The organism is Stenotrophomonas sp. VV52, assembly GCF_002893095.1.
GTDB classification, from domain to species: domain Bacteria; phylum Pseudomonadota; class Gammaproteobacteria; order Xanthomonadales; family Xanthomonadaceae; genus Stenotrophomonas; species Stenotrophomonas aracearum.
This window is the reverse complement of the sequence record NZ_PKQQ01000008.1, coordinates 135750-162461: the sequence shown is the minus strand read 5'-3', so window position 1 is coordinate 162461 and position 26712 is coordinate 135750. Positions and strand designations below refer to the sequence as shown.

Below are 26712 nucleotides of genomic sequence, written 5' to 3'. Positions count from 1 at the left end.
CCCGCGCCACCGGCGTGCGTCGATGAGCGGCCTGCTGTGCCTGTGCCGCCAGGGCTTCGAGCCGGAACTGGCCGGTGAGCTGTCCGAGCGCGCCGCCTACGCCAACATTCCCGGCTACGCGCGTACGCAGCGCAACGACGGCTATGTGCTGTTCGCCACCGACGAAGGCGCCGCGTTGTCGAAGGCGCTGCCCTGGCGGTCGCTGATCTTCGCCCGGCAGAAACTGGTGGTACTGGCCGAACTGCGCGAGCTGGATCCGTCCGACCGCATCACCCCGATCCTGGCGGCACTGGAAGGCCAGCAGCGCTTTGGCGACATGTGGGTGGAGCACCCCGATTCGGATGAAGGCAAACCGCTGGCCGGCCTGGCCCGCGCCTTCGGCAATGCGCTGCGCCCGGCGCTGCGCAAGGCCGGCCTGCTCACCGACAAACCCAACACCGCGCTGCCGCGCCTGCATGTGGTGTTCGTCGACGGCCGCCACGCGTTCGTGTGCGTCGCCGACACCCGCGACAGCGCGCCGTGGGCGCTGGGCATTCCGCGCCTGAAGCTGCTGCCCGAAGCGCCTTCACGTTCCGCGTTGAAGCTGGACGAAGCCCTGCTGACCCTGATGAGCCCGGACGAACGCGAACAGCTGGTGCGGCCGGGCATGCGCGCCGCCGACCTCGGCGCCGCGCCCGGCGGCTGGACCTGGGTGCTGACCCGCCAGCACATGCATGTGATCAGCGTCGACAACGGCCCGCTGCGCGAGCACGTGCTGGAGACCGGCCTGGTCGAACACCTGCGCGCCGACGGCTTCCACTGGCAACCCGAGGCACCGCTGGACTGGATGGTGTGCGACATGGTCGAACAGCCGCGCCGCGTGGCCGAGCGCATGGCGACCTGGTTCCGCGAGGGCTGGTGCCGGCATGCGATCTTCAACCTGAAGCTGCCGATGAAGAAGCGCTGGGACGAAACCCGGTTGTGCCTGGAGCTGTTCCAGGACCAGGCCGGCCGCCCGTTGAACGTGCGCGCCAAGCAGCTGTATCACGATCGTGAGGAGATCACGGTTCTGGCGTGGTGATGTGAGGGTGTGGAGGCCGCGAGGACACGCATGGCGTGTCGCTACGCTGCCTCAATCGCCCCGGAAGCGCTTCACTTTCACCAGCGTCTGGAGCGCTTCGCGCAGTTCTTCCCGCTTTTCGTCGGTCCTGGCGGCGCCCAGTTGTTCGCGCAGGTTTTTCTCCACCTCACCAACATAGATGAGCTGGCGGGCGAAACTCTCCCGCGATGGCGGGGGACCGTTCGATGCGCTCTCCACGACGCGGCTGAGCTGGGCACTTGCCTCTGCGGCCGGATCGATGAAGTGGCTGACGCCAGGCCGACTTCCCTCGTTTTCGATGCGATCGAGCAGTTCGCCCAGCAGGGCGGTCGCTTCGCTGGGCTTCTTCTCCATTGCCGCAGCGGCAAGCTCGGGATCTTGCCGTGTGCGCATGCTCCGCTGCGTGGCGCTGATCGGTGATACAGGACGGATCGGAAAGGTCATGGCGCTCCGCAGGGTCTGGGACGACGGTTCCGCATCGCCAGACCCTCCACACCGGGGCGGCAACGCCCGTTCAGTCTGCCCGGGCGCCGGGGGCGATCACTTGCAGGAATCGATCACTTCGAGCACGTACTGACGGGCTCGCGCCTCATTTCGTGCGCATCAGCGCCTTCAATGGAATGCCCTGCTTCCTGCTGTTGAGGATGTGGACATAGTCGCTGTGGTTCCGGCTCCCCGGCTTGCCTTGTTCGAGGCACAGGATCTTCTCCATGCCTTCAAGGTCGCGGTCGATGCAGCGCACGCTTTTTTCCACCGCCCCGTAGTCCTGCTCGCTCGGGAGTCTCACATCGAGCTGCCGGATGAACCTCTGGAGGTTCAACTCCTCTTTGAAGGCACGATTGCCCAGGCTGAGCGGGAGATTACGGACCACCATCAGCACCTCGCTGATGCCCTTCGCCGTTCCCAGCGCGCGGTTGATCGCGTCCTTCTCCGCAACGGCCGGATCCTGCTTGCGGGCAGTCTGCCTGGCAAAGGGCGCCAGTCGATGAGCGAATGTGGAGAGATTCATTGACGGAGGTTCCGGAAAGAGACAGGGCGGCGTGCCACCGGATACCCGGATGGAGCAAGCCGCGCCAAAGTCTGCGCAGCCGCGAACGGCTGCACTTCCAGATTTCGATCATTCCTGGCTCAAAGCCCGGCGGCGCGCTTCCACAACGCCGAGACCAGCGGCGGCAGCTTGCCTGCGCACCCCAGCGCGCGTCCGCGCGCCAGGGTCAGGTGCATCTCGTCATTCGAGAAAATGGTGTTGATTGCGTCAAACCCATAGGCCGACACCGTGTTGTCGCTGCGCCGCTCGCGGGCCCAGCGCTGCAGACGCTCCGGTGACGTCCAGTCCTGCCGCCGCTGCTGCGCGCGCAGCACCTGCGCGTGCAGGGCGGCCACGTCGCGCAGGCCCAGGTTCACGCCCTGCCCGGCCAGCGGATGGACCACATGCGCGGCATCGCCCAGGGTCAGCACGCGGCCGGCCACATAGGCCTGGGCGAGCTGGCGACGCAGCGGGAACGCGGCGCGGCGCGACGCCAGCGTCATCGCGCCCAGGCGGCCGGCGAAGGCGCGGGTCAGTTCGGCGTTGAACGACGGCTCGTCCAGCGCCAGCACGCGTTCGGCCTCGGCATCGGGCAGCGTCCAGACGATGGAACTCCGGTGCGTGCCGGCCGGCAGCACCGCCAGCGGGCCGCTTACCAGAAAGCGCTGCCACGCGGTGGCCTGGTTGTCCTGTTCGGTGTCGATATAGGCCACCACCCCGCGCTGCCCGTAATCCTGGCGGCTGACCTCCAGCCCGGCCAGGCGGCGCAGGGTCGAGTCGGCACCGTCGGCGGCGACCGCCAGCGTGGCCTCCAGCCGGCGGCCATCGTCCAGGCGAAGGCGCACGCCGTCGGCGTCCTGCTCCAGCGCCTCCACCCGTGCCGGGCAGCACAGCTGCACGCCGGCGGCCGGCAGCGCCGCCCACAGGCGGTCCACCAGCAGGTCGTTTTCCACGATCCAGCCCAGTTGCTCACGCCCCAGGCGGTCGGCGTCGAACTGCAGTTCGTCGCCACCGGCGGCGTCCCAGACCCGCATGCGCCGGTAGGCGCAGGCGCGGGCCGCCAGCACCGACGGCCACACCCCCAGCGTGCGCAGCAGCTGCGCATTGTCCGGGGCGAAGGCGTACACCCGCAGGTCAGGCTGCTGCGGTTGCCAGCCGGCCGGCTCGCGGCCTTCCACCAGGGTGACCTCCAGCCCGGCATCGGCCAGGGCCAGCGCGCAGGCCGCACCGACCACGCCGCCGCCAACCACGATCGCATCGCGGGTCCGGCGGCTCATGCGCCCACCCCTCGGCACAGCGCCGGCACCTCGCCGCGGAAGCCCATCGCTCCGCCGACCAGCATCGACTGCATCGAGGTCGCCTGCGCGGCGATCAGGCCGAGACTGCGCAGCGGCCGCAGCAGCGGTGCCGGGTTGCTGGTCAGCCGGGCCAGCCCACCGGAGAAGGCGATGGTCTGGCGGCGGTCCTCCTCGCGGCGCGCCACGTGCGCCTGCAGCAGCGCGTCACTGCCGGGGTCGGTCGCCGTCTCCAGCAGTTCGGCCAGGGTCAGCGCATCGCGCAGGCCTAGGTTGAACCCCTGTGCGCCCAGCGGATGGATGGTCTGCGCGGCGTTGCCGAGCAGGACCGCACGCTCGCCGACCAGGCCGCGCGCCAGCACCTGCACCAGCGGGTAGGCGCTGCGCGGCCCGCTCTCCAGCAGACGACCGGCACGCCAGCCGATGGCCCGCTGCAGCCGCGCCAGCCAGGCCGCGTCGTCCAGCGCCAGCACCGCGTCGGCCTGGTCGCGGGCCACGCCGTGCACGGCACCGAAATGGCGGTCGCCACGTGGCAGCAGCGCGGTGGGGCCGGTGTCGGTGAAGCGTTCGTAAGCGGTGCCGTCCGGCGCGCGTGCGGCGCGGACGCGGGCCACGAACAGGTTCTGCTGGAAGTCGTGCTCGTCGACCTCGATGCCCAGCGCGTCGCGCACGCCGCTGCGGGTGCCGTCGGCGCCGACCACCAGCCGGGCCAGCAGGCAGCGCTCGCCGCTGTCATCGGCGATGACCACCTGCCGGTAGCCGTCCTCGACCGCGCCCAACCGCACGAAGCGTGCCGGGCGATAGCGGGTCAGGTGCTGCAGGCCCTGCAGGCGCGCTTCCAGCGCCTGGCCGAAATCGCGGGCGACCACGACCTGGCCGAACCACGGCCGCTGGTACTCCGCCGCGTCCATCTGCACGCGGCCGAAGTCGCCGGCACGGGTGACCTGGATGCGGGTGATCGGGCCGGGGGCCGCGCCCAGCAGCTGCATCACGCCCAGCGCGGTCAACGCGTTGACCGTGGCCGCACCGAAGCTGAGGTTGCGCTGGTCGAACACCGGCGGCAACGCGCCTGCCGGAGCGGCTTCGACCAGGCCGACATCGCGGCCGGCCCGGTCCAGGGCGATGGCCAGGCTGGCACCGACCAGCCCACCGCCCACGATCACTACGTCATGACGTTCACTCATGCCGCCATGATAGTGCGTGCAGGCCGGCAACGCCCCGTGGCGGCAGGCGCTAGAATGAACGCTGGACCACCACTGCCCGTGCCCATGACCCCGACCGCCCAACGCGCCTTCATCCTGTTCGTGCTCGTGCTGCTGATGGCCGCGACCCGGGTCAATCACTTCGCCGCCATCCCCGACGCGTCCTGGGCGGTGTTCTTCATCGGCGGCTTCCACCTGCGCAGCTGGTCGCGCTGGGCCTTCCCGCTGCTGATGGCGCTGGCGATCGTCATCGATGTGCTGGTGATCCGCGCCAGCGGCATCGGCTACTGGCAGCACTACTGCGTGTCGCCGGGTACCGCACTGCTGGTGCCGGCCTACTTCGCGATGTGGGGCGGCGGCGCGTGGCTGCGCCAGGGTTATACCGGCGCCGACTGGACCGCGCTGGCCAAGGGCGCCGCGCTGCTGGTGGGTGCCGTTGCGGTCTGCCATCTGTTCGCGCAGAGCGGGTTCTACTGGTCAAGCGACGTGGTCGCCGCGCCCACCCTGCAGGGCTGGGCGAAGAACTATGCAGACTGGTTCCTGCCGTACCTGCGCACCGCCGCGATCTATGTCGGGCTGGCCGCCGCGCTGCAGCTGGCCACCGAACAGGTGGTCAAACTGCAGCAGGCCCGCCGCGACGCGCTGCGCTGAGACCGGCGCGCATGGGCAACCGTCTTTCGCGGATCTACACGCGCACCGGCGATGACGGCAGCACCGGCCTGGGCGATGGCAGCCGCGTGGCCAAGGATGCGGCGCGGGTCAACGCCTTCGGCAGCGTGGACGAGGCCAATTCGGCGCTGGGCGTGCTGCTGGCGGTGGCACTGCCCGACGACGTGCGCACGCTGCTCACCACGGTGCAGCACCAGTTGTTCGACCTCGGCGGCGAGCTGTGCATTCCCGGCCATGCCGCCATCCAGGCCAGCGATGTGGGCGCGCTCGAGCAGCAGCTGGACCATTACAACGCCACGTTGCCGGCCTTGAAGGAGTTCATCCTGCCCGGCGGCGGCGAAGCGGCCGCGCGCTGCCACCTGGCGCGCACCATCGTGCGCCGTGCCGAGCGCGAGACGGTGACCCTTGCGCGGCTTGAAACCGTCCGCGCCGAAGCGCTGCACTACCTCAACCGGCTGTCGGACCTGCTGTTCGTGCTGGCCCGGGTGCTGGCCCGCGCCGATGGCCACGGCGACGTGCTCTGGCAGCACGCCCGCCGCCACGGCTGAGCCGCCCTACCGCCCCGGAACCCCGTCCGCATGCTGGCTTTCACCCATCCCGACTGTCTGCTGCACGATCCCGGCCCGGGCCACCCCGAATGCCCGCAACGCCTGCAGGTGGTGCTCGACGCCCTGCACGCGGCCTTCCCGGCGCAGCTGGACTGGCGCCAGGCACCGCCGGCCAAGTTCGGCGAGCTGGCGCGGGTGCACGACGGCGCGCTGATCGACCAGGTGCTGGCCACCCAGACCGAACCCCTGCGCCAGCTCGACATGGACACCCTGACCTCGCCCGGCTCGGCCAGCGCCGCCGTGCATGCGGCCGGCGCCGGGGTGGCGGCGGTCGATGCGGTGATGCTGGGCAAGGACCCGCTGGCGTTCTGCGCGGTCCGTCCGCCGGGGCACCACGCCACCGCCACCACGGCGATGGGGTTCTGTCTGTTCAACAACATCGCCATCGCCGCGGCCTATGCGCGCGACCGCTATGGGCTGGAGCGCATCGCCATCGTCGATTTCGACGTGCACCACGGCAACGGCACCCAGGACATCTTCGCGGCCGACCCGCGGGTGGCCTACTACAGCACCCACCAGGCCGGCCTGTTCCCGCATTCGGGGCTGCGCCGCGACCGTGGCGCCGGCAACCTGCTCAACATCCTGCTGCCCCCGGGTAGCGGCAGCTTCCGCTTCCGCAACACCTGGGCCGACGAGATGCTGCCGGCGATCGACGATTTCCGCCCGCAGCTGCTGCTGGTCTCGGCCGGATTCGACGCCCACCTGCGCGATCCGCAGGCCGACCTGATGCTGGAAACCGACGATTTCGCCTGGATCACCGCCGAGCTGCGCGGGCTCGCCCGTCGCCATGCGGCCGGGCGCATGGTGTCGATGCTGGAGGGCGGATACGACCTGCAGGCACTGGCCGAATGCAGCGTCGCGCACGTCGGGGCGCTGCTGGATCCATGAACCTGAACCCCTCGTAGGAATTTCCCTTCATTGCCCCTATGCAAGGGATGGGGCAAGCTGTGATCCGTTTTCGCCTGAATCCGAAGCCCGCGTGCGCCGAGCCCTCCGCCTGCTGCCCCTCCCCCTGAGCATCGCCATCTGCCTGCCGGCCATGGCCGACGAGAAACCGGTCAACTGGGGACTCTGCCCGGTCACCGACGTCCTGCCCGTCTTCCAGGACGCCCCGCCGGCGGACAAGGCCGCGGCTGAAACCCGCGACCAGCAACCGACCGATATCGAAGGCGACACTCTGTTCGGCACCAGCACCGTGCCGCAGTACCAGGGCAACGTGGCGCTCAAGCGCGGCGACCAGTTCCTGGGCACCGACCACCTGAGCTTCGACACCGAGAGCGGCAACTACATCGCCGAAGGCAATGTCCGCTACCAGGACTCGTCGATCCGGATGACCGCCAAGCGGGCCGAAGGCAACCAGGAGTCGGACACCCACAAGATCAGCGACATCCAGTACCAGCTGGTTTCGCGGCGCGGCCATGGCGGCGCCGACTCGATCGACCTGCAGGGCTCGGTCGGGCAGATGCACCGCTCCACCTACACCACCTGCGATCCGTCGCAGCCGATCTGGAAGCTGTCGGCGCCGCAGATCGACGTGGACAACGACGAAGGCTTCGGTACCGCCCGCAACGCCGTGCTGCGGATCGGCAACGTGCCGATCCTGTGGGCACCGTACTTCAAGTTCCCGATCGACGACCGCCGCCAGACCGGCCTGCTCTACCCGCAGCTGGGCATGTCCGGCCGCAACGGGTTCGATTACGCGCAGCCGATCTACTTCAACCTGGCGCCGAACTACGACGACACGCTGACCCCGCGCTACATGAGCAAGCGCGGGCTGATGCTCGACAACGAGTTCCGCTATCTGTACGACGGCGGCCGCGGCCAGCTGGACACTGCCTACCTGCCGAACGACAAGCTGCGCGATCGCGACCGTGGCGAGTTCAAGTTCGAGGGTTACCACAACATCAATTCGACGTGGCAGGCCCGTGCCAACCTGGCCTGGGTCACCGACGAACGCTACACCGAGGATTTCTCCAGCAAGCTGCTGGGCGTGACCACCTCCTCGCTGCAGAGCCAGATCGGCATCTACGGCACGGGTGAGAACTGGAGTGGCGGCCTGATGGCCGACCGCTGGCAGAACACCGACTACACCCTGACCGACGCTTCCCTGCCCTACGCGCGCCAGCCGCGCCTGTTCGGCACTTGGGAGAAGCCGGTGCTGCCGTGGCTGGACGTGGGTGTGTATGCCGAGGCGGTGCGCTTTACCCATGATGATGTGGACGGCAAGCTGGGCGAGCAGGACGACTACGCCGACAGCGGCGTGGTCACGCCGTATTACAACGGCTCGCGCCTGGACGTGAAGCCATTCGTGAGCATGCCCTTCGCCGGCGCCGCGTGGTATGTCACCCCGACCCTGGCCTATCGGTACACCGGGTACGAGCTGGATCGCGGCCTCGCCGACCAGACCCGACTGCAGGCGTTGCGGGATGCGGGCATCGACCCGTCCACCGCGACGCCCGACCAGCTGCGCGGCAACACCTCGCCGCACCGCAGCGTGCCGATCGCCAGCCTCGACGCGGGCATGTACTTCGACCGCGAGACCACCATCGGCGGCAAGGGCTTCCTGCATACGCTGGAGCCGCGCCTGTTCTACCTGCGCACCCCGTACCGCGACCAGAGCGACCTGCCGATCTTCGACACCCGCGACTTCACCTTCAGCTGGGGCCAGCTGTTCCGCGATTCGCGCTACACCGGCGCGGACCGCCAGAACGACGCCAACCAGCTGACCATGGCGCTGAGCACGCGATTCATCGACCAGAAGACCGGGCGTGAGCGCTTCTCCGGCAGCATCGGCCAGATCCTGTACTTCGACGATTCGCGGGTCACCCTGCCGGGCCAGCAGGCCCAGATCGAGCAGGGCAAGTCGGCCTGGATCGCCGACGCCAACTATGCGATCAACGACCGCTGGAACCTGGGCGCCACCTACCAGTGGGACCCCAAGTACAAGCGCGAGGACCTGGCCAGCGTACGCGCACGCTACCTGATGTCCAACGACGGCATCGTCAACCTGACCTACCGCTACCGCATCAATGCGGCCGCGCCGGCAACCGCGACCAAGGAAGAGCGCACCCTGCTCGAGCAGGTCGACCTGTCCTTCCTGTACCCGATCAATGCCTCCTGGAGCGTGGTCGGCCGCTACTACTACTCGCTGGAAGACAAGGCGCCGCTGGAGATCATCGGCGGCGTGCAGTGGGACAGCTGCTGCCTGGCCGTGCGCGCCCTGGCCCGCCGCTACGTGCGCAACCGCGAGGGTGAGCTGAACAATTCGTTCCAGATCGAGTTCGTGCTCAAGGGCCTGAGCTCCATCGGCCAGAACACGGACCGCACTTTGCGCCGTGCTATTCTCGGCTATTACCGGGACGACCTCTATCTCGTGCCGCCCAGCACTACCGGTGCGCCCACGCGCGACGACTACGATCCGAACCTGATCCCATGACCAAGACCCTTCCCGTCCTCCTCGCTTCCGTCCTCGCCGTCACCACCGTTTCCGCGCCGCTGCAGGTGCTGGCCCAGCAGACCCAGTCGCTGGACCGCATTGCCGCGATCGTCGACGAAGACGTGGTGCTGCAGAGCGAGCTGGACCGTGCCGTGCAGAACATCAAGGCCCAGTACGCCGGCCGCGAGCACCAGCTGCCGCCCGATGACGTGCTGAACCGGCAGGTGCTGGAGCGCCTGGTGTTGGTCAAGCTGCAGGTGGCCCGCGCCGAAGGCAGCGGGATCAAGGTCAGCGACCAGGAACTGAACCAGGCGCTGAACTCGATCGCCCAGCAGAACGGCTCCAACCTGGACGCCCTGCGCCAGCGCCTGGCCGCCGACGGCCTGGATTTCAATGACTTCCGCAACTCGGTCCGCGACGAAATCACCGTGCAGCGCCTGCGCCAGAGCTTCGCGCAGAGCCGCATCAGCGTCAGCGAGGGCGAAGTGGATGCCGCGCTGAAGCAGGAAGCGACCGCCGGTACCCAGTACCACCTGGCGCACATCCTGATCGCGCTGCCGGAAGGCGCCACCGCCGAGCAGATCGCCACCGGCCAGAAGAAGGCCGACGGCGTGAAAGGCCTGCTGGACAAGGGCGAGCTGGACTTCAATGCCGCCGCCGTGCGCTATTCGGACAGCCCCAACGCGCTGGAAGGCGGCGACCTGGGCTGGCGTTCGCTGGATGAAATCCCCGGCGCGTTCGCCCAGATGATGACCAGCATGAAGGCCGGCGACGTGGTCGGCCCGCTGCGTGGCCCAAGCGGCTTCCAGCTGCTCAAGCTGGTTGAAGTACGTGACGCCAGCGCCAGCGCCGGCGGCCAGACCATCACCGAATACCACGCGCGGCATATCCTGGTGCGGGTCAACGACCAGCAGGACAACGCCACCGCCAAGGCCAAGGCCGACACCCTGCGTGCGCGCATCGCCGGCGGCGCGGACTTCCAGGCCGTGGCCAAGGAAGCGTCCGAAGACAACAATACCAAGGGCCAGGGCGGCGATCTGGGCTGGTTCCCGGCGGAAGCGTTCGGTCCGGACTTCGGCAAACAGGTTTCCGCGCTGGCCGACGGCGGCGTCAGCCAGCCGTTCCGCACCGATGCCGGCTGGCACATCGTGCAGCGCGAGGCCACCCGCCAGACCGACGCCGGCACCGACAACAAGCGCGCCCAGATCCGCGAGACCATCGGTCGCCGCAAGCTGGAAGAGGAATACAACCGTTACCTGCAGGAACTGCGTGGCGAAGCCTACGTCGACCTGCGCATCGGCACCGCCGCGCAGGCCACTCCGGCCCCGGCGCCGACCAACCCCTGAGGCCCGCGCCGATGATCCCGCAGCTCGCTCTGGTACCGGGCGAGCCCGCCGGGATCGGCCCGGAACTCTGCCTTCGCCTGATCCAGCAGCCGCGCACCGATTGCCGGCTGCTGGCCTTCGCCGACCCCGACACGCTGCGGTCGGCCGCAGCAGCGCTCTCGCTGCCACTGAACCTTCTGCCTGAAGACGCGATCGCCCGCCAGCCGGGCGATCTGCCGTTGTGCCCAGTGCCGAATGCGTCGCCGTCGTGCTTCGGCCAGACCGACCCGGCCAATGCCGGGGCGGTGATCGGTGCCCTGCTCCAGGCCGGCCAGGCGTGCCTGGACGGGCGCCTGGACGGGGTGGTGACCGGGCCGGTGCACAAGGCGGTGATCAACCAGGGCGGGATCGCCTACAGCGGGACCACCGAGCTGCTTGCCGACCAGGCCGGGGTGCAGGTGGTGATGATGCTGGCCAACGACATCGTGCGAGTGGCGCTGGCCACCACCCACCTGCCGCTGCGCGCGGTGGCCGATGCGATCACGGCCGATGGGCTGGCGACGGTCCTGCACACGGTGCACGATGCGCTGCGCCGCGAGTTCGGCATCGCTGCGCCGCGGATCGCGGTGCTGGGGCTGAACCCGCATGCCGGCGAGGACGGGCACCTGGGCCGTGAAGAGCTGGACGTGGTCATTCCGCTGCTGGAGCGGCTGCGCGCGCAGGGGATGGACCTGGTCGGGCCGCTGCCGGCCGACACGGCGTTCCTGCCGCAGAAGCTGGCCGGGTTCGACACGGTGCTGGCGATGTACCACGACCAGGGCCTGCCGGTGCTCAAGTACAGCGGTTTCGAGCAGGCGGTGAACATCACCCTGGGCCTGCCCTACCCCCGGGTGGCGGTGGACCATGGCACGGCGCTCGATCTGGCCGGCCGCGGCATCGCGGATCCTTCCAGCCTGCTGGCCGCCACGGCGCTGTGCGCGCGGCTGGCCCGGCAACGTAAAATGCCGACATGACTTCTTCGCACTCCCCCTCTGCGCCCGGCTTCACCGCCCCGGCCAAAAAGCAGCTCGGCCAGCACTTCCTGGCCGACCGCAGCTACATCGACAAGATCGTGCTGGCGGTCAATCCGAAGGACGACGACCGGCTGGTCGAAATCGGCCCGGGCCAGGGTGCGATCACCCTGCCGCTGCTGCGTCGCCACCCGCGCCTGACGGTGATCGAGTTCGACCGCGACCTGATCGCGCCGCTGACCGCTGCGGCCGAGCCGCTGGGCGAGCTGACCATCGTGCACCGCGACGTGCTGCAGGTGGACTTCACGGCGCTGGCCGGCGACGGACAGATCCGGCTGGTCGGCAACCTGCCATACAACATTTCGTCGCCGATCCTGTTCCATGCGATGGAGCATGCGGCGGTGATCCGCGACATGCACTTCATGCTGCAGAAGGAAGTGGTGGACCGCATGGCGGCCGACCCGGGCAGCAAGGTCTATGGTCGGCTGAGCGTGATGCTGCAGGCCTGGTGCAAGGTGACGTCGCTGTTCGTGGTGCCGCCGGGGGCGTTCCGCCCGCCACCGAAGGTGGATTCGGCGGTGGTGCGGCTGGTGCCGCGCGATCCGGCGACGGTCGGGATCCTGGACCGGAAGCGGTTCGCGGAGGTGGTGCGCTCGGCATTCGGGCAGCGCCGCAAGACGCTGCGCAATGCACTGAACGGGGTGGTGACGCCGGAGCAGTTCGAGGCGGCGGGGGTGCGCAGCGATGCACGTGCGGAGCAGCTGGAGGTGGCGCAGTTCATTGCGCTCGCCAATGTGCCGCGCGCGGAGTCGGCATGAGCGACGCCGATCAGTATGCGATCTCGGTGGAGGTCGCGCCGCGCTTCCTGGATGAGCAGTCGACGCCGGAAGACGGGCGCTTTGCGTTCGCGTATACGATCCGGATCCACAACGGCGGCCGCGTTGCGGCGCGGCTGGTGGCGCGCCATTGGCGGATCACCGATGGCAACGGGCGGGTGGAGCATGTGGACGGTGACGGGGTGATCGGGGAGCAGCCGCGGTTGCGCCCGGGTGAAGACTTCCGTTACACGTCGGGTGTCATGCTGGAAACCGAACATGGAACGATGCAGGGGCATTACGACATGGTGGCCGACGATGGCACCGAGTTCGCTGCGCCCATCGCGCCGTTCGTGTTGACTGTTCCGCGCACGCTGCACTGATGGAGGCGCACGCATGAGTGTCTGGGCCATCGGGGACCTGCAGGGCTGTTATGAGGTGACCCAGCGTCTACTGGAGAAGATCCGCTTCGATCCGGCGGTGGACAGGCTGTGGTTCTGTGGCGACCTGGTGAACCGGGGCGGTCAGTCGCTGGAGACGCTGCGGCTGGTGCATTCGCTGCGGGAGCACAGTGTGGTGGTGCTGGGCAACCACGATCTGTCACTGCTGGCGGTGGGTGCACGTACGGAGGAGGAGCAGCGCAAGGTGAATCCGGACCTGCTGCGGATCGTGCAGGCGGAGGACCGGGATGTGCTGCTGGACTGGCTGCGGATGCAGAAGCTGGTGCACGTGGACCGTGAGCTGGGCTGGATGATGGTGCATGCGGGGCTGGCGCCGAAGTGGACGACGCAGCTGGCGGAGAAGCATGCGCGGGAGGTGGAGCAGCAGCTGCATGGCGGTGGGTACCGCAAGCTGTTCCGCAACATGTACGGGGACAAGCCGGTGTGGTCGCCGGGGCTGTCGGGCTACGACCGTTCGCGGGCGATCATCAATCTGCTGACGCGGATGCGGTACTGCACGCCGCGCGGGCGGATCGGGATCGAGGACAAGGGCACGCCGGGCACGCAGGAACAGGGGTTGTACCCGTGGTTCGAGGTGCCGGGCCGGGTGGAGCGCGATCTGAAGATCGTGTGCGGGCACTGGTCGGCGCTGGGCCTGACGATCACGCAGGGCGTGCATGCGATCGATACGGGTGCGGTGTGGGGCGGGAAGCTGACGGCGCTGCAGCTGGATACGGAGGAGCTGCGCGTGGTGCAGGTACCGGGCCGCGATGTGCCGAAGCCGGTCACGCCGCCACGTCCGCCGGCGCGCCGCCCTTCCAATGAAGGTGGCCAGCCGAGCGGCCGCCCGCCGCGCGGTCCGCGCGAAGGGCAGCAGCGCGAGCGTGGGCCGCGGCAACAGCAACCGCGCCGTCAGCGCGAGCCGGCTGGCAACGGCGGCGGCGACAGCTCGCCTACAACTGCGTAAAGCGCTTGATTGCGTTGTTTCCGGTAGAGCCGGGCCCTGCCCGGCTGCTGTTGGATTCAGGCGAACAGCCGCCGTTTGCAACGTTTCCCTGGCTGGGGCCGTCGGGTGCGGGTTTGTGGGGGACGCCGTAAATACATCCATGTAGGCTCATCGCCGCATCCATGCGGCTCGTGCCCCCTCAAACCCACCCCCGCCGACCCCTCGATAGTGGGTCGGTGGCCATGGGAAAAACGGCGATTTCCATGGGCTCACGTTGATGCGTAGGGACACGCCATGCGTGTCTACTCCGTCAGCGCGCGGGATCACCCGTTTCGCGCGTAATCCACGAAATCGAAGGCGTAAGCGTGCTTTGCGTCTGCTGGGTGATGCTCGCGCGACGTTTCCACCCACTGCTCCGCATCGAATTCCGGGAAATGCGTATCCGCGTTCACCTGCGCATCCACCCACGTCAGGTGCATGTCCGTGGCCTGCGCCATGACCAGGCGGAATACTTCACCGCCGCCGATCACGCACAACTCGTCTGCGCCCGTGGCGGCGGCGAACTGCTTTGCTTCTTCGATGGACGCTACGGCCTGCATGCTGTCGAACGGGACTTCGCCCGAACGGGTCAACACCAGGTTCGGTCGCCCCGGCAACGCGCGGCCCAGCGACTGCGCGGTCTTGCGGCCCATCAGGATCGGCTTGCCCAGTGTCAGGGCCTTGAAGCGCTTCAGGTCGTCCGGCAGCTGCCAGGGCAGCTGGTTGTCCTGGCCGATGCCATGGTCGCGGTCGAGGGCGACGATCAGGGACAGCTTCATACCGCGACCGGCGCCTTGATGGCGGGGTGCGGGTCGTAGCCGTCGATGCGGATGTCGTCGAACTGGAAGCCGAACAGGTCGGTCACTTCGGGGTTCAACCAGAGGGTGGGCAGTGCGCGCGGTTCGCGGGCGAGCTGTTCGCGGGCCTGGTCGTAGTGGTTGGAGTAGAGGTGCGCGTCGCCGAGGGTGTGGACGAAGTCGCCGACGCCGAGGCCGGTGGCCTGGGCGACCATGTGGGTCAGGAGGGCGTAGCTGGCGATGTTGAACGGGACGCCGAGGAAGATGTCGCCGCTGCGCTGGTAGAGCTGGCAGCTGAGCTTGCCGTCGACCACGTAGAACTGGAACAGGTTGTGGCAGGGCATCAGCGCCATCTGCGAGAGTTCGCCGACGTTCCAGGCGCTGACCACGAGGCGGCGCGAGTCGGGGTTGCGCTTGATCTCGTCGACCAGCCACTGCATCTGGTCGATGCTGCCGCCGTCGGCGGTGGCCCAGCTGCGCCACTGTTTGCCGTAAACGGGGCCGAGATCGCCGTTTTCGTCGGCCCATTCGTCCCAGATCCGTACCTGGTTGTCCTTGAGGTAGCCGATGTTGGTGTCGCCCTTCAGGAACCACAGCAGCTCGTGGATGATCGAGCGCAGGTGCAGCTTCTTGGTGGTGACCAGCGGGAAGCCGTCGTTGAGGTTGAAGCGCATCTGCCAGCCGAACACGCTGCGGGTACCGGTGCCGGTGCGGTCGGACTTTTCGGTGCCGTGTTCGAGCACGTGCTGCAGCAGGTCGAGGTAGGCTTTCATGCCTTGCTCCCGGCGGCGGCCGGTGCGACCGGAAGCACCGGCTGCAGGACCGGTGCGCGTCGCGACAGGACCAGCAGGACCACGCCCAGCGCCACCAGCGGCAGGCTGAGCAGCTGGCCACGGGTGAACCAGTCGAAGGCGAGGTAGACGCCGTTGTCGGGCATGCGCACGAATTCGACGGCGAAGCGGAACACGCCGTACATCAGCGCGAACAGGCCGGAGATGAGGTAGCGCTGGCGCGGCTTGGCCGAGACGGCCCAGAGCACGGCGAACATCACCAGGCCTTCGAGCAGCGCTTCATACAGCTGCGAGGGATGGCGGGCGTACGGGTTGAGCGCGCCGCTGGCGAACTGGGTGCGCAGGGCGTCCATGTCCACGCCGTTGAAAGCAGCCGGCAGGCCACTGGGGAAGACCACGCCCCAGGTGCCGTCGGTGTACTTGCCCCACAGTTCGGCGCCGATGAAGTTGCCGAGGCGGCCGAAGCCGAGCCCGAGCGGGACCAGCGGCGACATGAAGTCGAGGGTGTCGAACAGGTGCAGGCGGTGCTTGCGCGACCAGTACCAGCAGGCGAACAGCACGCCGAGCAGGCCACCGTGGAAGCTCATGCCGCCGTCCCAGACCTTGAACAGCAGCAGCGGGTTGTGCAGGAAATCGGCGGTGGCATAGAACAGCATGTAGCCGACGCGGCCGCCAACCACGACGCCGAGCATGGCGTAGAACAGCAGGTCGGAGAATCCATTGCCGTCCACGCCCGGCAGGCGCCCCGCGGCGATGCGCTTGCGCCCCAGCCACCAGGCGGCGGTGAAGCCGAGCAGGTACATGATGCCGTACCAGTGCACCTTGACCGGCCCGAGCGAAAGGGCGATGGGGTCGATATCGTGGAAATAGATCATGGGCGGCGCCTTGCAGGTAAGCGGCTATTCTCGGCCCAGTGCCGCGTTACCTCAACCAAGCAGTTGGGGGGTATTGGGCAGGGCGTCAGCCTTGGACCCGCTGCCGGGCGGATAGAGCCCGGCCAGCACGTCGGAGACCTCGGCAATGGCCAGCAGCACCGCCTGCTGCAGGTCGTCGGCGCGCAGCAGGCCCTGCATGTGCTCGCAGATCGCCTGCCACTGGGTTTCGCCGACCCGGCCGCGCAGGCCGCGGTCGGCGATCAGTTCAATGGCGTGGTCGGCCAGCAGCAGGTAGACCAGCACGCCGTTGTTCTGTTCGGTGTCCCAGGTGCGCAGCTGGGCGAAGGCGTGCTCGGCGCGCTGGCGCGGGGTGACGCCCTGCCACAGCGCCAGCCACGGCAGGTCGGCTTCGACCGCGAACATGACCTGGCCGCCGTGGCGGCGCTCGCCGGCGGCAATCGCGTCGGTGATGGCCTGCAGCCGCTCTTCGCTGAAGGTGCGGTGCAGCGAGGGAGCGAACAGGTGGCGCCAGATGCGCATTACCAGCCCCCCGAGGCGCCACCGCCTCCGGAACGTCCACCGCCGCCACCCCAGCCGCCGCCTCCGCCGAAGCCACCGCCACCGCCGCCCCACCCCCCGCCGCCGCCGAAGCCACCGCCGCCCCAGCCGGTGTTGCGGGCGAAGCGGCCGGCGCGGCCGGAGGAGAAGCCGACGAACAGGCCGATCAGCCCGGCCAGGCCGCTGGCCAGCCACAGCGAGGTGAACAGGAACGCAGCTACCGCCGCGCCGCCACCACCGAGCACGGCGCGCAGCGGACGCGGCAGCCAGCCCAGCAGGGCGCGGGCAAAGGTGCCGACGAAGAAGCCGATCACCAGGGCGACGGTGAAGCCGTCACTGCCGTTGCCGCGCGGCGCGCGGTTGTCGCTGACCGGCGCCGGCAGGTCCTCGCCGTCGACCAGCTTGACCAGTGCGGCGGTGCCGTCGGCCAGGCCGCCGGCGTAGTCGCCGGTACGGAACTTCGGGGCCAGGTACTCCTGGATCACGCGGTTGGCGATGGCATCGGGGATCGCGCCTTCCAACCCGTAGCCCGGCTCGATCCGCACCTTGCGGTCGTCCTTGGCCACCACCAGCAGCACGCCGTCATCCACGCCCTTGCGCCCGACCTGCCACTGCTCGAACACGCGCTGGGTGTACTGCTCGATGGTTTCCGGCTGGGTGCTGGGCACCATCAGGATCTGCAGCTGGCTGCCCTTGCGCTGCTGCAGGGCCAGGGCCTGCGCTTCCAATGCCTGCTTCTGCGCCGCGTCCAGGGTGCCGGTGGTGTCGACCACCGGCGAGGCCATCGGCGGAATCGCGGCGTCGCGCTGCGCCCAGGCCGGCAGGGCCAGGCACAGGCAGCACAGCAGCAGCGCACGCAGCAGCGGGCGGAGGCTCATGGCTTACTGCGCCGGCGCCTGCTGCGGTTGCGGTTGCGGCGCGGGCGCCGGTGCGGCCGGCTGCGAGCCGAACTTCACCGCCGGCGGCTGTGCGATCTGCGCTTCGTTCTCGACCGTGAAGTTGGGCTTGGCCGCGTAGCCGAAGATCTTGGCGGTGATCAGCTGGGGGAAGGAGCGGATGTAGGTGTTGTAGTGCTGCACCTGCTGGATGTAACGGCCACGGGCGACGGTGATGCGGTTTTCGGTGCCTTCCAGTTGCGCCTGCAGGTCGCGGAAGCCCTGGTCGGATTTCAGGTTCGGGTAGTTCTCGGTCACCACCAGCAGCCGCGACAGCGCACCGCTGAGTTCGCCCTGGGCCTGCTGGAACTGCTTGAGCGACTCGGCGTCGTCGGCATTGACGTTGACCTGGCCGACCCGCGCGCGGGCGTTGGTCACGTCGGTCAGCACCTGGCGTTCCTGGTTGGCATAGCCTTCCACGGTCTGCACCAGGTTGGGGATCAGGTCGGCGCGACGCTTGTACTGGTTGACGACTTCGGACCAGCCGGCCTTGACCTGTTCATCTTTCTGCTGGATCGCGTTGTAGCCACAACCAGACAACAGGCTGGCCAGCAGGACCAGCAGCATGAGGCGGAAAGAGGTACGCATGGCCGGCTCCGGATCGGGGTGGACGCGGCCGGAGAATGGCATGAATAGGGGTTAATTCCCCGTCATGGTCGGGTACCGACCCTGGGTCGGTACCCGGAGACCTGTTACCAGTTGCCGGCGCCCGGCACGTGGTGGGCCAGCGCGCGGCGGCGCATCAGCAGGTTCAGCCACTCGACCAGCACCGAGAAGCCCATGGCGGCGTAGATGTAGGGCTTGGGCACGTGCACGTCCAGGCCGTCCAGGATCAGCACGGCGCCGATCAGCAGGATGAAGGCCAGGGCCAGCATCTTCACGGTCGGGTTGGCGTCGATGAAGCGGCCCAGCGGGTTGGCGGCCAGCAACATGACGGCCACCGAGAGCAGGATCGCAGCCACCATCACCGGCACGTGCTGGGCGATGCCGACGGCGGTGATCACCGAGTCCAGCGAGAACACGATGTCGATGATGGCGATCTGCAGGATCACCATGCCGAACACGGCCGAGGCCTTGGTGGTGGTGGGGTCTTCGTCCTCGCCGCCGGTGATCAGCTCGCGGATTTCCATGCCGCCCTTGATGATCAGGAACAGGCCGCCAACGATCAGCACCAAGTCGCGGATGGAGATGCCCATGCCGGCCACGGTGAACAGGTTGGTCTGCATGTGCGCCAGGTACGCCAGCGACACCAGCAGCAGGATCCGGGTGATGCAGGCCACGGCGATGCCGAGCTTGCGGGCGAACGGGCGGCGTTCTTCGGGCAGCTTGCTCACGGCGATGGAGATGAACACCAGGTTGTCGATGCCGAGCACGATTTCCAGTGCGCTCAGGGTCAGCAGGGTCAACCAGACGTTGGGATCGGAGAGCAGCTCGAGGAACATGGATACATCCTTACAAGGGGGGAATGACGCGCGGACGCGTCAGAAGATTCGCGGTGCCAGAACCAGGGCCCAGCACACCAGGACATTCATCATCAGCACGAACACGGCGGCCGAGCCCATGTCCTTGGCCCGGCCGGCCAGTTCGTGGAATTCGGGGCCGTAGCGTTCGATCACCGCCTCGATCGCCGAGTTGGCCAGTTCCATGGCCAGCACCAGCAGCATCGAGCCGATCATCAGGGCACGCTCGACCGGGGTCTGGCCCAGCCAAAGCGCCAACGGTGCGAGCACGACCAGCAGGTAGACCTCGAGCCGGAACGAGGACTCATGCAGCCAGGCGGCACGCAGGCCCTGCCAGGACCAGACGGCCGCCTTGAAGATGCGCCTGGGGCCGCGCGGCAGGTGCCCGAATTCGTCAGCCACGCAGGCACGCTCCATGGCTGGCAAGGGGGCACGACGGCAGAACCAGGGCACGGCAACGGGTCATGGGCAGCGCGGTAAGCGACGGACAATCCTCCATTTTGCCACAGGGCGGCCGGACCCACCCGAAGGTCCCGTCGAACCGGCCACCCACAACCGTACTGCCGGCCGCTGCCGGCTCCCGACACACCCGGACAACCCCTGAACCCCCTGCCCGCCTAAGATGCAGTGGTACCCGTTCAGGAGTTCCGCATGACCCACCGCGTCGCCCGTCCGCTGCTGCTCGCCCTGGCGCTGACCGCCAGCCTGCCCGCCCTCGCCCTGAAGACCACCCCGGTCCCGCCGCCGCAGGTACCGGAGCAGGTGTCCAACGTGGCCTGGGCCGGGGACATGGCCGCCTTCGCCAAGGCCGACGCCGCCAATCCGCCGCCGCGCGGGGGCATCGAGTTCATCGGCAGCTCGTCGATCCGGATGTGGGACACGCTGGCGGCGGATTTCCCGGGCCAGAAGGTGTTCAACCGCGGCTTCGGTGGTTCGGAGGTGCGCGACAGCACGTGGTACGCGGACCAGATCGTGGTGCCGTATGCGCCCTGCAAGGTGTTCTTCTACGCCGGCGACAACGATCTCAACAGCGGCCGCAGCCCGGCACAGGTGCGCGACGATGTGGTGGCGTTCGTGCAGCGCGTGCACCGCGACCTTCCGAAGACCACGGTGGAAGTCATTTCGATCAAGCCGAGTCCGTCGCGCGCGCAACTGCTGCCGGCGGTGGTGGAAGCGAACGGCTTGATCGAGCAGGCGCTGGCGAAGCTGCCCAACACCGGCTTCACCGACGTGTACACGCCGATGCTGGGCGAAGACGGCCAGCCGCGCGCGTCGCTGTTCCGCGAAGACATGCTGCACATGCAGCCCGAGGGCTATGCGATCTGGCGCAAGGCGTTGGCACCGAAGGTGCAGTGCCGGTAACCCCGGCACCCATCATCGGTAGGTGATCGACGCCTGCGTGCCGACGCCCGGCTCGCTGCTGAGTCCAATTTTCCAGCCGAACCGGTCGCAGAGCCTGCGCACGATCGACAGGCCCAGGCCGGTGCCCTGGGGGCGGCTGGGTTCGGCGCGGTAGAACGGTTCGAAGGCGCGCGACAGCGCTTCGGGCGACATGCCGATGCCGGTGTCGCGGACCACGACGCGATCGTCGAGCACGTCGACGTCGATGCGGCCTTCGTCGGTGTAGCTGCAGGCGTTGCGCAGCAGGTTGCTGATCACCACCTGCAGCACGCGCGGCGGGGCATGCAACTGCACCGGCCCGGTGCTGTGCACGTGGATTTCGACCGGGCGGCCGGCCAGCAGTTCGCGGGCGTTGTCCACTTCGTACTGCACGATGTCGTTGACGTCGAACAGTTCGATCTGCGGCTCCACGTCGGCTTCGCGGGCCAGGATCAGGAAGGCGTCGATCACCGCTTCCATGTCGCGGCCGGCGCGCTGGATGCGGTTCAGGCCGCGACGCAGGCGCGGCGTCATGTCCTGGTCGCCGAGCGCCATGTCGCTGGCCACGCGGATGACCGTGAGCGGGGTGCGCAGCTCATGGCTGGCGTCGCGGGTGAAGTTGCGTTCGCGCGCGACGTGCGCGGTGACCCGGGTCGCCAGTGAATGCAGTGCGGCGGCCAGCTGCCGGGTTTCGCCCTGCATGTCGGCCGGCAGCTTGTCCGGGGCAAGATCGGACGCTTCGGGGTGGCCCGGATCCCAGCGCGAGACCCGGCGCGCCAGCCAGTTGACCGGCGAGACCAGCCGTTTGGAGGCGCGGTAGGTGACCCACGAGGCGCCATAGACGGCCAGCAGGGTCAGCAGCACCGGGACGATGCCGAACCAGAATGCCAGCATCTCCGCGCGCGAGCGCAGGAAGACGAGGTAAAGCCGGCCTTCCGGACGCGCGTCGACCAGCACCAGCTGGTCGTCGGCCTTCAGTTCGTGGAAGCCCGGCGCAAGCTCGCGCAGGTTGGCCGGCAGGCTCAATGCCGACTGCCCGGTTTCGAGCAGGTACCCGCGGATGTTGCGCGTGTTCGGCGGCGGCTGCACGGGCGAGGCCGCGTGCAGGTCCCAGAAATAGGTGGCTTCTTCCTGCAATGCGCTGCTGACCAGGCTGTGCTTGATGACCAGCGAGACCAGCCATGCACCCAGCAGGATGCCCAGGCTGGCGAGCACGGCCTGCAGGATGAAGGCAATTCTGATCTTGCGCGGCAGACCGTGCGGCATTACGACGTCCAGTGCAAAAACGGCGATGCCCCGGCAAGCGCCGGCGCATCGTGTCGCATCAGCTCATCGGCTGGGCGATATCGGCAATACGGTAACCGGCGCTCTGCACGGTGTGCAGCAGCGGACGGTCGAACGGCTTGTCGATGATCTTGCGCAGGTTGTACAGATGGCTGCGCAACGTGTCCGAGTCCGGCAGGCCGTTGCCCCAGATTTCGCGCTCGATTTCCTGTCGGGTCACCACGCGCGGCGATTCGCGCATCAGGATGGTGAGCAGGCGCAGGCCGATCGGCGAGAGCTGCAGCTCGGTACCGGCACGGGTGGCGCGCATGCTGACCGGGTCCAGCACCAGGTCGGCGACCTTCAGCACTTCCGAACCGACCTGGCGACGCTCGCGGCGGATCAGCGCGCGCAGGCGGGCTTCCAGCTCCTGGATCGCGAACGGCTTGGTCAGGTAATCATCGGCGCCGAAACCCAGGCCGGTGAGCTTGTCGTCCAGCGTGTCGCGCGCGGTCAGCATCAGCACCGGGGTCGACTTGCGGGCGTCGTTGCGCAACCGGCGGCAGACTTCGATGCCATCCAGGCGCGGCAGCATCAGGTCCAGCACCACCACGTCGTAGCTGTTTTCCGCAGCCAGTCGATAGCCGTCCAGACCGTCCTGGGCGTAGTCGACCTCGAAGCCGCGGCCTTCCAGGTATTCGCCGATCATTTCGGAGATATTGCGGTTGTCTTCGACCACCAGCACCAGGCCGGAGGTTTCCTTTGTCTGACGCATGGGAGTCCCTCTTTCTTCAGCTTTGTGAAACATGCCGGATCGACGGTGGACGCGATGTGAAGCCGCTCACAGGTTACGGCGCAGGCGCTTTCAGCAGGGGTTTGAGCAGCGGCCAGACGTTGTCCAGCACCTGCGGTTGCGCAGCGGCGGTGGGGTGCAGGCCGTCGGACTGCATCAGGCCGGGCTTCAGCGCGACCCCTTCGAGCAGGAACGGCAGCAGTGGCACCTTGTACTGGCTGGCCAGCCCCGCGTAGGCCTGGCGCAGGCGGTCGCGGTAGGCCGGGCCGTAGTTGGGCGGCACGTCGATGCCGAGCAGCAGCACCCGGGCCCCCGCCTTCTGACTGGCCACGATCATCTTTTCCAGGTTGCCGCGCAGCTGCGCCGGGGTCAGCCCGCGCAGGGCGTCGTTGCCGCCCAGTTCGATCACCACCACCGACGGCCGATGCTTTTCCAGCAGCGCCGGCAGGCGGGTCAGCGCGCCCGCCGTGGTCTCGCCGCTGATGCTGGCGTTGATGACCGCCGGCGGCGGTTTGAGCTGCTGGTTGACCCGTTGCTGAAGCAGGTTCACCCAGCCGGAAGCGGCCGGGATATTGTGGGCGGCACTGAGGCTGTCGCCGACCACCAGCACCGCGTTGCGGGTGTCGGCACCTTTGGCACACGCCAGCGCAGGCAACAGCAGCAATGCTGCCAGCAGCCACATCATCCGGGCCACATGGCCCATCCTTGCTCGGTACATTGGAGAATCCTCATCGACAGCCTGTCCCCCCGCAGCGCGTCCGTCGCCATCGCCGCCCACAACGTGGGCAAATCCGCGCGTGGCCCGGAGGGTGAAGTCCACATACTGGACAACATCGACATGACGGTACATGAAGGCGAGAGCGTGGCGATCGTCGGCGCGTCCGGATCGGGCAAGACCACCCTGCTCGGCCTGCTGGCCGGGCTGGACCTGCCCAGCCGCGGCGAGATCGACCTGGCCGGGTCCCGCCTGGGCACGCTGGACGAAGAAGCCCGCGCGCAGCTGCGCGCGCGCGAGGTCGGCTTCGTGTTCCAGAGCTTCCACCTGCTGCCGGCGCTGACCGCCGAGGAAAACATCGCACTGCCGCTGGAACTGGCGGGGCGCGAGGATGCCGCGCGGGTGCGCGAGGTACTGGAACAGGTGGGGCTCAGCCATCGTGCGCGGCACTACCCGCGCCAGCTCTCCGGTGGCGAGCAGCAGCGCGTGGCGCTGGCGCGCGCGTTCGTGGCGCGGCCGCGGATCCTGTTCGCCGACGAACCCACCGGCAGCCTGGACCAGGCCACCGGCCAGCAGATCAGCGACCTGCTGTTCGCGCTCAATGCGACCAGCGACACCACCCTGGTGCTGGTCACCCACGACCTGCGCCTGGCCCAGCGCTGCGAACGCATCTACCAGCTCGACGGCGGCCGCCTGGTCGACGCTGCCGGCGTCCGCGCATGAACATCGTCCGGCATGCGGCGCGCGCGCTGCGCCGCGAGTTCCTGGCCGGCGACCTGCTGACCGTGTTCGCAGCGCTGGTGCTGGGCGTGGCGGTGATGACGGCGGTGGGCACGCTGGTCAACCGGGTCACACTGGCCCTGACCAGCAGCGCGGCGGAAATGCTCGGCGGCGACCTCGGCCTGGGCGGGCGCGAAGACGTGCCGCAGGCGTTCGCCGACGAAGCGCACGCGCGCGGGCTGGCCAGCACGCGCATGGTCAGCTTCCCCAGCGTGCTGTTCCATGGCGATGACAGCCAGATGGCCAACATCAAGGCGGTCAGCGACGGCTATCCGCTGCGTGGGCAGTTGCAGGTCAGCCGCGCCCCGGGCGGTCCCGGTGAAGTGGCCGGTACCCCGCCCGCCGGCGAAGCCTATGCCGACCCGCGCCTGATGCAGGCGTTGGGGCTGAAGGTGGGCGACGCGCTGGAGTTCGGCGCCGGAACGCTGACCGTGACCCGCATCCTGCAGGCCGAACCGGACACCTCGGGCGAGCTGATGCAGCTCTCCCCGCCCCTGCTGGTCAACCGGATCGACGTGGACCGCGCCGGTCTGCTCGGACCGGGAAGCCGCGCGTCGTACCGGATGATGTTCGCCGGCGACAGCGCGGCGATCGCCGACTTCCGCAGCTGGCTGCAGCCGCGCGCCAAGGGCCTGCGCATCGTCGGCATCGCTGACGCGCAGCGCGGCGTGCGCGGCGCGTTCGACCTGGCCGGCCGCTTCCTGTCGCTGGCCGCGCTGCTGGCGGTGCTGCTGGCCGGCGTGGCCACGGCGCTGGCGGCCAACCGCTTCGCGCTGCGCCGGATCGACCAGGTGGCGGTGCTGCGCTGCCTCGGCGCGCGCCAGCGCGACATCCTGAGCGCGATGGCGCTGCAGCTGGTGCTGCTGGCGATTCCGGCCTGCCTGGTCGGCGTCGGGCTTGGCATGGCCGCGCAGGCCGGGCTGGTGCAGGCGCTGGGCGGGCTGATTCCCGGCCGGCTGCCGCTGCCGCAGGCCACCCCGGCGCTGACCGGCGCCGGGATCGGGCTGGTGCTGTTGCTGGGCTTCGGCCTGCCGCCGCTGCTGCGGCTGCGCCGGGTGCCGCCGATGCGCGTGCTCAACCGCAGCTTTGCCGCGATGCCGCCGAGCTCGCTGCTGGTTTACGCGGCTGCGCTGGCGGCTACGGTGGCGCTGACCGTGCAGGCCACCGGCGACGTACGGCTGGCGGCGTGGGTACTGGGCGGGCTGGCCGCGCTGGCACTGCTGGCCGGCGCCGCCGGTGCGGGGCTGCTGTGGCTGCTGCGCGGCCTGCAGCCGCGCCTGCGCGGGCGCTGGAAGCTCGGCGTGGCCGCGCTGACCCGGCGCCGCGGGCTGGCGGTGATGCAACTGGTGGGGCTGTCGCTGTCGCTGTGCGCGCTGCTGCTGCTCTCGGTGATCGGCCCGGGCCTGCTGGCGCAGTGGCGCGACCGCCTGCCCAGCGACACCCCGAACTATTTCCTGATGAACATCCAGCCCGAGCAGCGCAAGGCGGTTCTGGATGCGCTCAGCGGCCTGGGCGTGCAGGCGCCGGGGATCGAGCCGTTCAGTACCGGCCGGCTGCTGGCGGTCAACGACCGGCCGCCGCAGCGCCAAGCGCGCGAAGACAACAGCAACGATGACGACGACGCCAACCGCCCGGTGAATTTCTCCTGGCGGCACGACTTCCCGCCGGCCAATACGCTGCTTGCGGGCACGTACTGGGCGGCCGGCAGCACGGCGGCGGAAGCCTCCATCGAGGAAGGTTGGGCCGAGCGCTACGGCATGAAGCTGGGCGACACGGTGACCCTGCAGATGGGCGAGCAGGAGCGTCGCTTCACCGTGACCAGCATCCGCAAGGCCGACTGGGACTCGTTCCGGGTCAACTTCTTCCTGCTGCTCAATGAGGGCGCGGTCGGCGATGCGCCGTACAACCTGATCACCGCCTTCCACCTGCCGCGTGCGCAGGCGCCGGCGCTGGCCGGGCTGACCCGCGACTACCCGAACATCTCGCTGCTGGACATCGACAGCATCCTGCAGCGGGTGCGCGAGGTGGTCGACCGGGTCACCCAGGCGGTGCAGCTGGTGATGGGCTTCAGCCTGCTGGCAGGGGTGCTGGTGCTGCTGGCCGCGCTGCAGGCCACGGCGGGCGAGCGCCGGTACGACAGCGCGGTGCTGCGCACGCTGGGTGCCACCCGCGCCCAGTTGCGCGGGGCGGTGCTGGTGGAGTTCGGGGCGCTGGGGCTGTTGTCCTCGCTGCTGGCGGTGGGCACGGCGGCGCTGCTGGGCAGCGTGGTGGCCCGGCAGGTGTTCGAGCTGCAGCTCAGCCCGCCATGGGGGCCGCTGCTGCTCGGGGGTGCGTTGGGCGTGGCGCTGAGCATGGTGGCGGGCTGGTGGGGTACGCGCAGGATCCTGCATACGCCGCCGGCGCTGGCCCTCCGCGAGGCGTGATTGGGATTGGGCGCGTAGTGCCGGCCGCTGGCCGGCTCCTCGCGCAGCCGAT

The 26712-nt window shown here is 68.9% G+C and carries 28 protein-coding genes; 13 read left to right on the top strand and 15 right to left on the bottom strand.

Translation table 11 applies throughout. The features are described 5' to 3' along the window. Window positions 1-22 precede the first annotated feature (22 nt). Entirely contained in the window at window positions 23-1060 is a 1038-nt protein-coding gene (gene rlmM / locus C2U58_RS14245; protein WP_102946436.1) for a 23S rRNA (cytidine(2498)-2'-O)-methyltransferase RlmM, read from the top strand. 51 nt (window positions 1061-1111) lie between these two features. Here the strand turns inward: rlmM and C2U58_RS14240 are convergent, their stop codons facing one another. From C2U58_RS14240 to ubiH, 4 genes are all read right to left on the bottom strand, one after another. Continuing rightward, window positions 1112-1522 carry a hypothetical protein gene (locus C2U58_RS14240; protein WP_146033473.1) on the bottom strand — a complete coding sequence of 137 codons (411 nt, stop codon included), beginning with the start codon at window positions 1520-1522 and terminating at the stop codon, window positions 1112-1114. A gap of 145 nt (window positions 1523-1667) precedes the next feature. Continuing rightward, entirely contained in the window at window positions 1668-2087 is a 420-nt protein-coding gene (locus tag C2U58_RS14235; RefSeq protein ID WP_102946434.1) for a hypothetical protein, read from the bottom strand. A 119-nt stretch (window positions 2088-2206) separates the two neighbouring features. Further along, window positions 2207-3382, bottom strand: a complete 1176-nt coding sequence (locus C2U58_RS14230; protein ID WP_102946433.1) for a UbiH/UbiF family hydroxylase — start codon at window positions 3380-3382, stop codon at window positions 2207-2209. Beyond that, complete coding sequence (gene ubiH / locus C2U58_RS14225; RefSeq protein ID WP_102946432.1) at window positions 3379-4584, bottom strand: 2-octaprenyl-6-methoxyphenyl hydroxylase; 1206 nt, start codon at window positions 4582-4584, stop codon at window positions 3379-3381. Before ubiH ends, C2U58_RS14230 begins: the two co-directional genes overlap by 4 nt. 84 nt (window positions 4585-4668) lie before the next feature. Here ubiH and C2U58_RS14220 point away from each other — a divergent pair, with 84 nt between their 5' ends. From C2U58_RS14220 to C2U58_RS14180, 9 genes are all read left to right on the top strand, one after another. Next, the gene (locus tag C2U58_RS14220; RefSeq protein WP_102946431.1) at window positions 4669-5253 is read left to right on the top strand and encodes a hypothetical protein; all 585 of its coding nucleotides are present in this window, start codon (window positions 4669-4671) and stop codon (window positions 5251-5253) included. Window positions 5254-5264: 11 nt separating this feature from the next. After that, window positions 5265-5819 carry a cob(I)yrinic acid a,c-diamide adenosyltransferase gene (locus C2U58_RS14215; RefSeq protein WP_102946430.1) on the top strand — a complete coding sequence of 185 codons (555 nt, stop codon included), beginning with the start codon at window positions 5265-5267 and terminating at the stop codon, window positions 5817-5819. Window positions 5820-5849: 30 nt separating this feature from the next. After that, window positions 5850-6767, top strand: coding sequence for a histone deacetylase family protein (locus C2U58_RS14210; protein WP_102946429.1), 918 nt, complete (start codon window positions 5850-5852; stop codon window positions 6765-6767). A 91-nt stretch (window positions 6768-6858) separates the two neighbouring features. Continuing rightward, window positions 6859-9315 carry an LPS-assembly protein LptD gene (gene lptD / locus C2U58_RS14205; protein ID WP_102946428.1) on the top strand — a complete coding sequence of 819 codons (2457 nt, stop codon included), beginning with the start codon at window positions 6859-6861 and terminating at the stop codon, window positions 9313-9315. After that, entirely contained in the window at window positions 9312-10661 is a 1350-nt protein-coding gene (locus C2U58_RS14200) for a peptidylprolyl isomerase (protein WP_102946427.1), read from the top strand. Before lptD ends, C2U58_RS14200 begins: the two co-directional genes overlap by 4 nt. 11 nt (window positions 10662-10672) lie before the next feature. Further along, the gene (gene pdxA, locus C2U58_RS14195) at window positions 10673-11653 is read left to right on the top strand and encodes a 4-hydroxythreonine-4-phosphate dehydrogenase PdxA (RefSeq protein ID WP_102946426.1); all 981 of its coding nucleotides are present in this window, start codon (window positions 10673-10675) and stop codon (window positions 11651-11653) included. Further along, the gene (gene rsmA / locus C2U58_RS14190) at window positions 11650-12468 is read left to right on the top strand and encodes a 16S rRNA (adenine(1518)-N(6)/adenine(1519)-N(6))-dimethyltransferase RsmA (protein WP_102946425.1); all 819 of its coding nucleotides are present in this window, start codon (window positions 11650-11652) and stop codon (window positions 12466-12468) included. Before pdxA ends, rsmA begins: the two co-directional genes overlap by 4 nt. Beyond that, window positions 12465-12848 (top strand): Co2+/Mg2+ efflux protein ApaG, encoded by a 384-nt coding sequence (apaG, locus tag C2U58_RS14185; RefSeq protein ID WP_102946424.1) that lies wholly within the window; start codon window positions 12465-12467, stop codon window positions 12846-12848. Before rsmA ends, apaG begins: the two co-directional genes overlap by 4 nt. A 13-nt stretch (window positions 12849-12861) precedes the next feature. Further along, window positions 12862-13872 carry a symmetrical bis(5'-nucleosyl)-tetraphosphatase gene (locus C2U58_RS14180; protein WP_102946423.1) on the top strand — a complete coding sequence of 337 codons (1011 nt, stop codon included), beginning with the start codon at window positions 12862-12864 and terminating at the stop codon, window positions 13870-13872. 302 nt (window positions 13873-14174) lie between these two features. Here C2U58_RS14180 and C2U58_RS14175 read toward each other — a convergent pair whose 3' ends face one another. From C2U58_RS14175 to C2U58_RS14140, 8 genes are all read right to left on the bottom strand, one after another. Continuing rightward, on the bottom strand, window positions 14175-14669 hold the full coding sequence (locus tag C2U58_RS14175; protein ID WP_102946422.1) for a dihydrofolate reductase: 495 nt from the start codon (window positions 14667-14669) through the stop codon (window positions 14175-14177). Continuing rightward, window positions 14666-15460 (bottom strand): thymidylate synthase, encoded by a 795-nt coding sequence (locus C2U58_RS14170; protein WP_102946421.1) that lies wholly within the window; start codon window positions 15458-15460, stop codon window positions 14666-14668. The genes C2U58_RS14175 and C2U58_RS14170 overlap by 4 nt, the downstream gene beginning before the upstream one ends. Next, window positions 15457-16353, bottom strand: coding sequence for a prolipoprotein diacylglyceryl transferase (gene lgt, locus C2U58_RS14165; RefSeq protein WP_102946420.1), 897 nt, complete (start codon window positions 16351-16353; stop codon window positions 15457-15459). The genes C2U58_RS14170 and lgt overlap by 4 nt, the downstream gene beginning before the upstream one ends. Window positions 16354-16404: 51 nt before the next feature. Next, window positions 16405-16893, bottom strand: coding sequence for a TPM domain-containing protein (locus tag C2U58_RS14160; RefSeq protein ID WP_102946419.1), 489 nt, complete (start codon window positions 16891-16893; stop codon window positions 16405-16407). After that, a complete protein-coding gene (locus tag C2U58_RS14155) occupies window positions 16893-17789 on the bottom strand; it encodes a TPM domain-containing protein (RefSeq protein WP_102946418.1) in 897 nt (298 codons plus the stop codon). The genes C2U58_RS14160 and C2U58_RS14155 overlap by 1 nt, the downstream gene beginning before the upstream one ends. A 3-nt stretch (window positions 17790-17792) precedes the next feature. After that, the gene (locus C2U58_RS14150; RefSeq protein WP_102946417.1) at window positions 17793-18434 is read right to left on the bottom strand and encodes a LemA family protein; all 642 of its coding nucleotides are present in this window, start codon (window positions 18432-18434) and stop codon (window positions 17793-17795) included. Window positions 18435-18538: 104 nt separating this feature from the next. Beyond that, complete coding sequence (locus C2U58_RS14145) at window positions 18539-19288, bottom strand: TerC family protein (protein WP_102946416.1); 750 nt, start codon at window positions 19286-19288, stop codon at window positions 18539-18541. Window positions 19289-19327: 39 nt separating this feature from the next. Continuing rightward, on the bottom strand, window positions 19328-19708 hold the full coding sequence (locus tag C2U58_RS14140) for a diacylglycerol kinase (protein ID WP_102946487.1): 381 nt from the start codon (window positions 19706-19708) through the stop codon (window positions 19328-19330). Window positions 19709-19957: 249 nt separating this feature from the next. Here C2U58_RS14140 and C2U58_RS14135 point away from each other — a divergent pair, with 249 nt between their 5' ends. Continuing rightward, window positions 19958-20668, top strand: a complete 711-nt coding sequence (locus C2U58_RS14135; protein ID WP_102946415.1) for an SGNH/GDSL hydrolase family protein — start codon at window positions 19958-19960, stop codon at window positions 20666-20668. A 12-nt stretch (window positions 20669-20680) separates the two neighbouring features. Here the strand turns inward: C2U58_RS14135 and C2U58_RS14130 are convergent, their stop codons facing one another. The 3 genes from C2U58_RS14130 to C2U58_RS14120 all read right to left on the bottom strand — a co-directional run bounded on the left by C2U58_RS14130 (window position 20681) and on the right by C2U58_RS14120 (window position 23460). Then, on the bottom strand, window positions 20681-21952 hold the full coding sequence (locus C2U58_RS14130) for a HAMP domain-containing sensor histidine kinase (RefSeq protein WP_102946414.1): 1272 nt from the start codon (window positions 21950-21952) through the stop codon (window positions 20681-20683). Window positions 21953-22010: 58 nt separating this feature from the next. After that, window positions 22011-22724 (bottom strand): response regulator transcription factor, encoded by a 714-nt coding sequence (locus C2U58_RS14125; RefSeq protein WP_019182442.1) that lies wholly within the window; start codon window positions 22722-22724, stop codon window positions 22011-22013. Window positions 22725-22797: 73 nt separating this feature from the next. Next, window positions 22798-23460: an arylesterase gene (locus C2U58_RS14120; RefSeq protein WP_216362405.1), complete on the bottom strand. Its 663-nt coding sequence runs from the start codon at window positions 23458-23460 to the stop codon at window positions 22798-22800. Window positions 23461-23580: 120 nt separating this feature from the next. On the opposite strand from C2U58_RS14120, the gene C2U58_RS14115 reads away from it, so the two are divergent. Together C2U58_RS14115 and C2U58_RS14110 are read left to right on the top strand one after the other, a co-directional pair. After that, the gene (locus C2U58_RS14115; RefSeq protein WP_102946485.1) at window positions 23581-24180 is read left to right on the top strand and encodes an ATP-binding cassette domain-containing protein; all 600 of its coding nucleotides are present in this window, start codon (window positions 23581-23583) and stop codon (window positions 24178-24180) included. Further along, window positions 24177-26660 carry an FtsX-like permease family protein gene (locus C2U58_RS14110; RefSeq protein WP_102946413.1) on the top strand — a complete coding sequence of 828 codons (2484 nt, stop codon included), beginning with the start codon at window positions 24177-24179 and terminating at the stop codon, window positions 26658-26660. Before C2U58_RS14115 ends, C2U58_RS14110 begins: the two co-directional genes overlap by 4 nt. Window positions 26661-26712 lie beyond the last annotated feature (52 nt).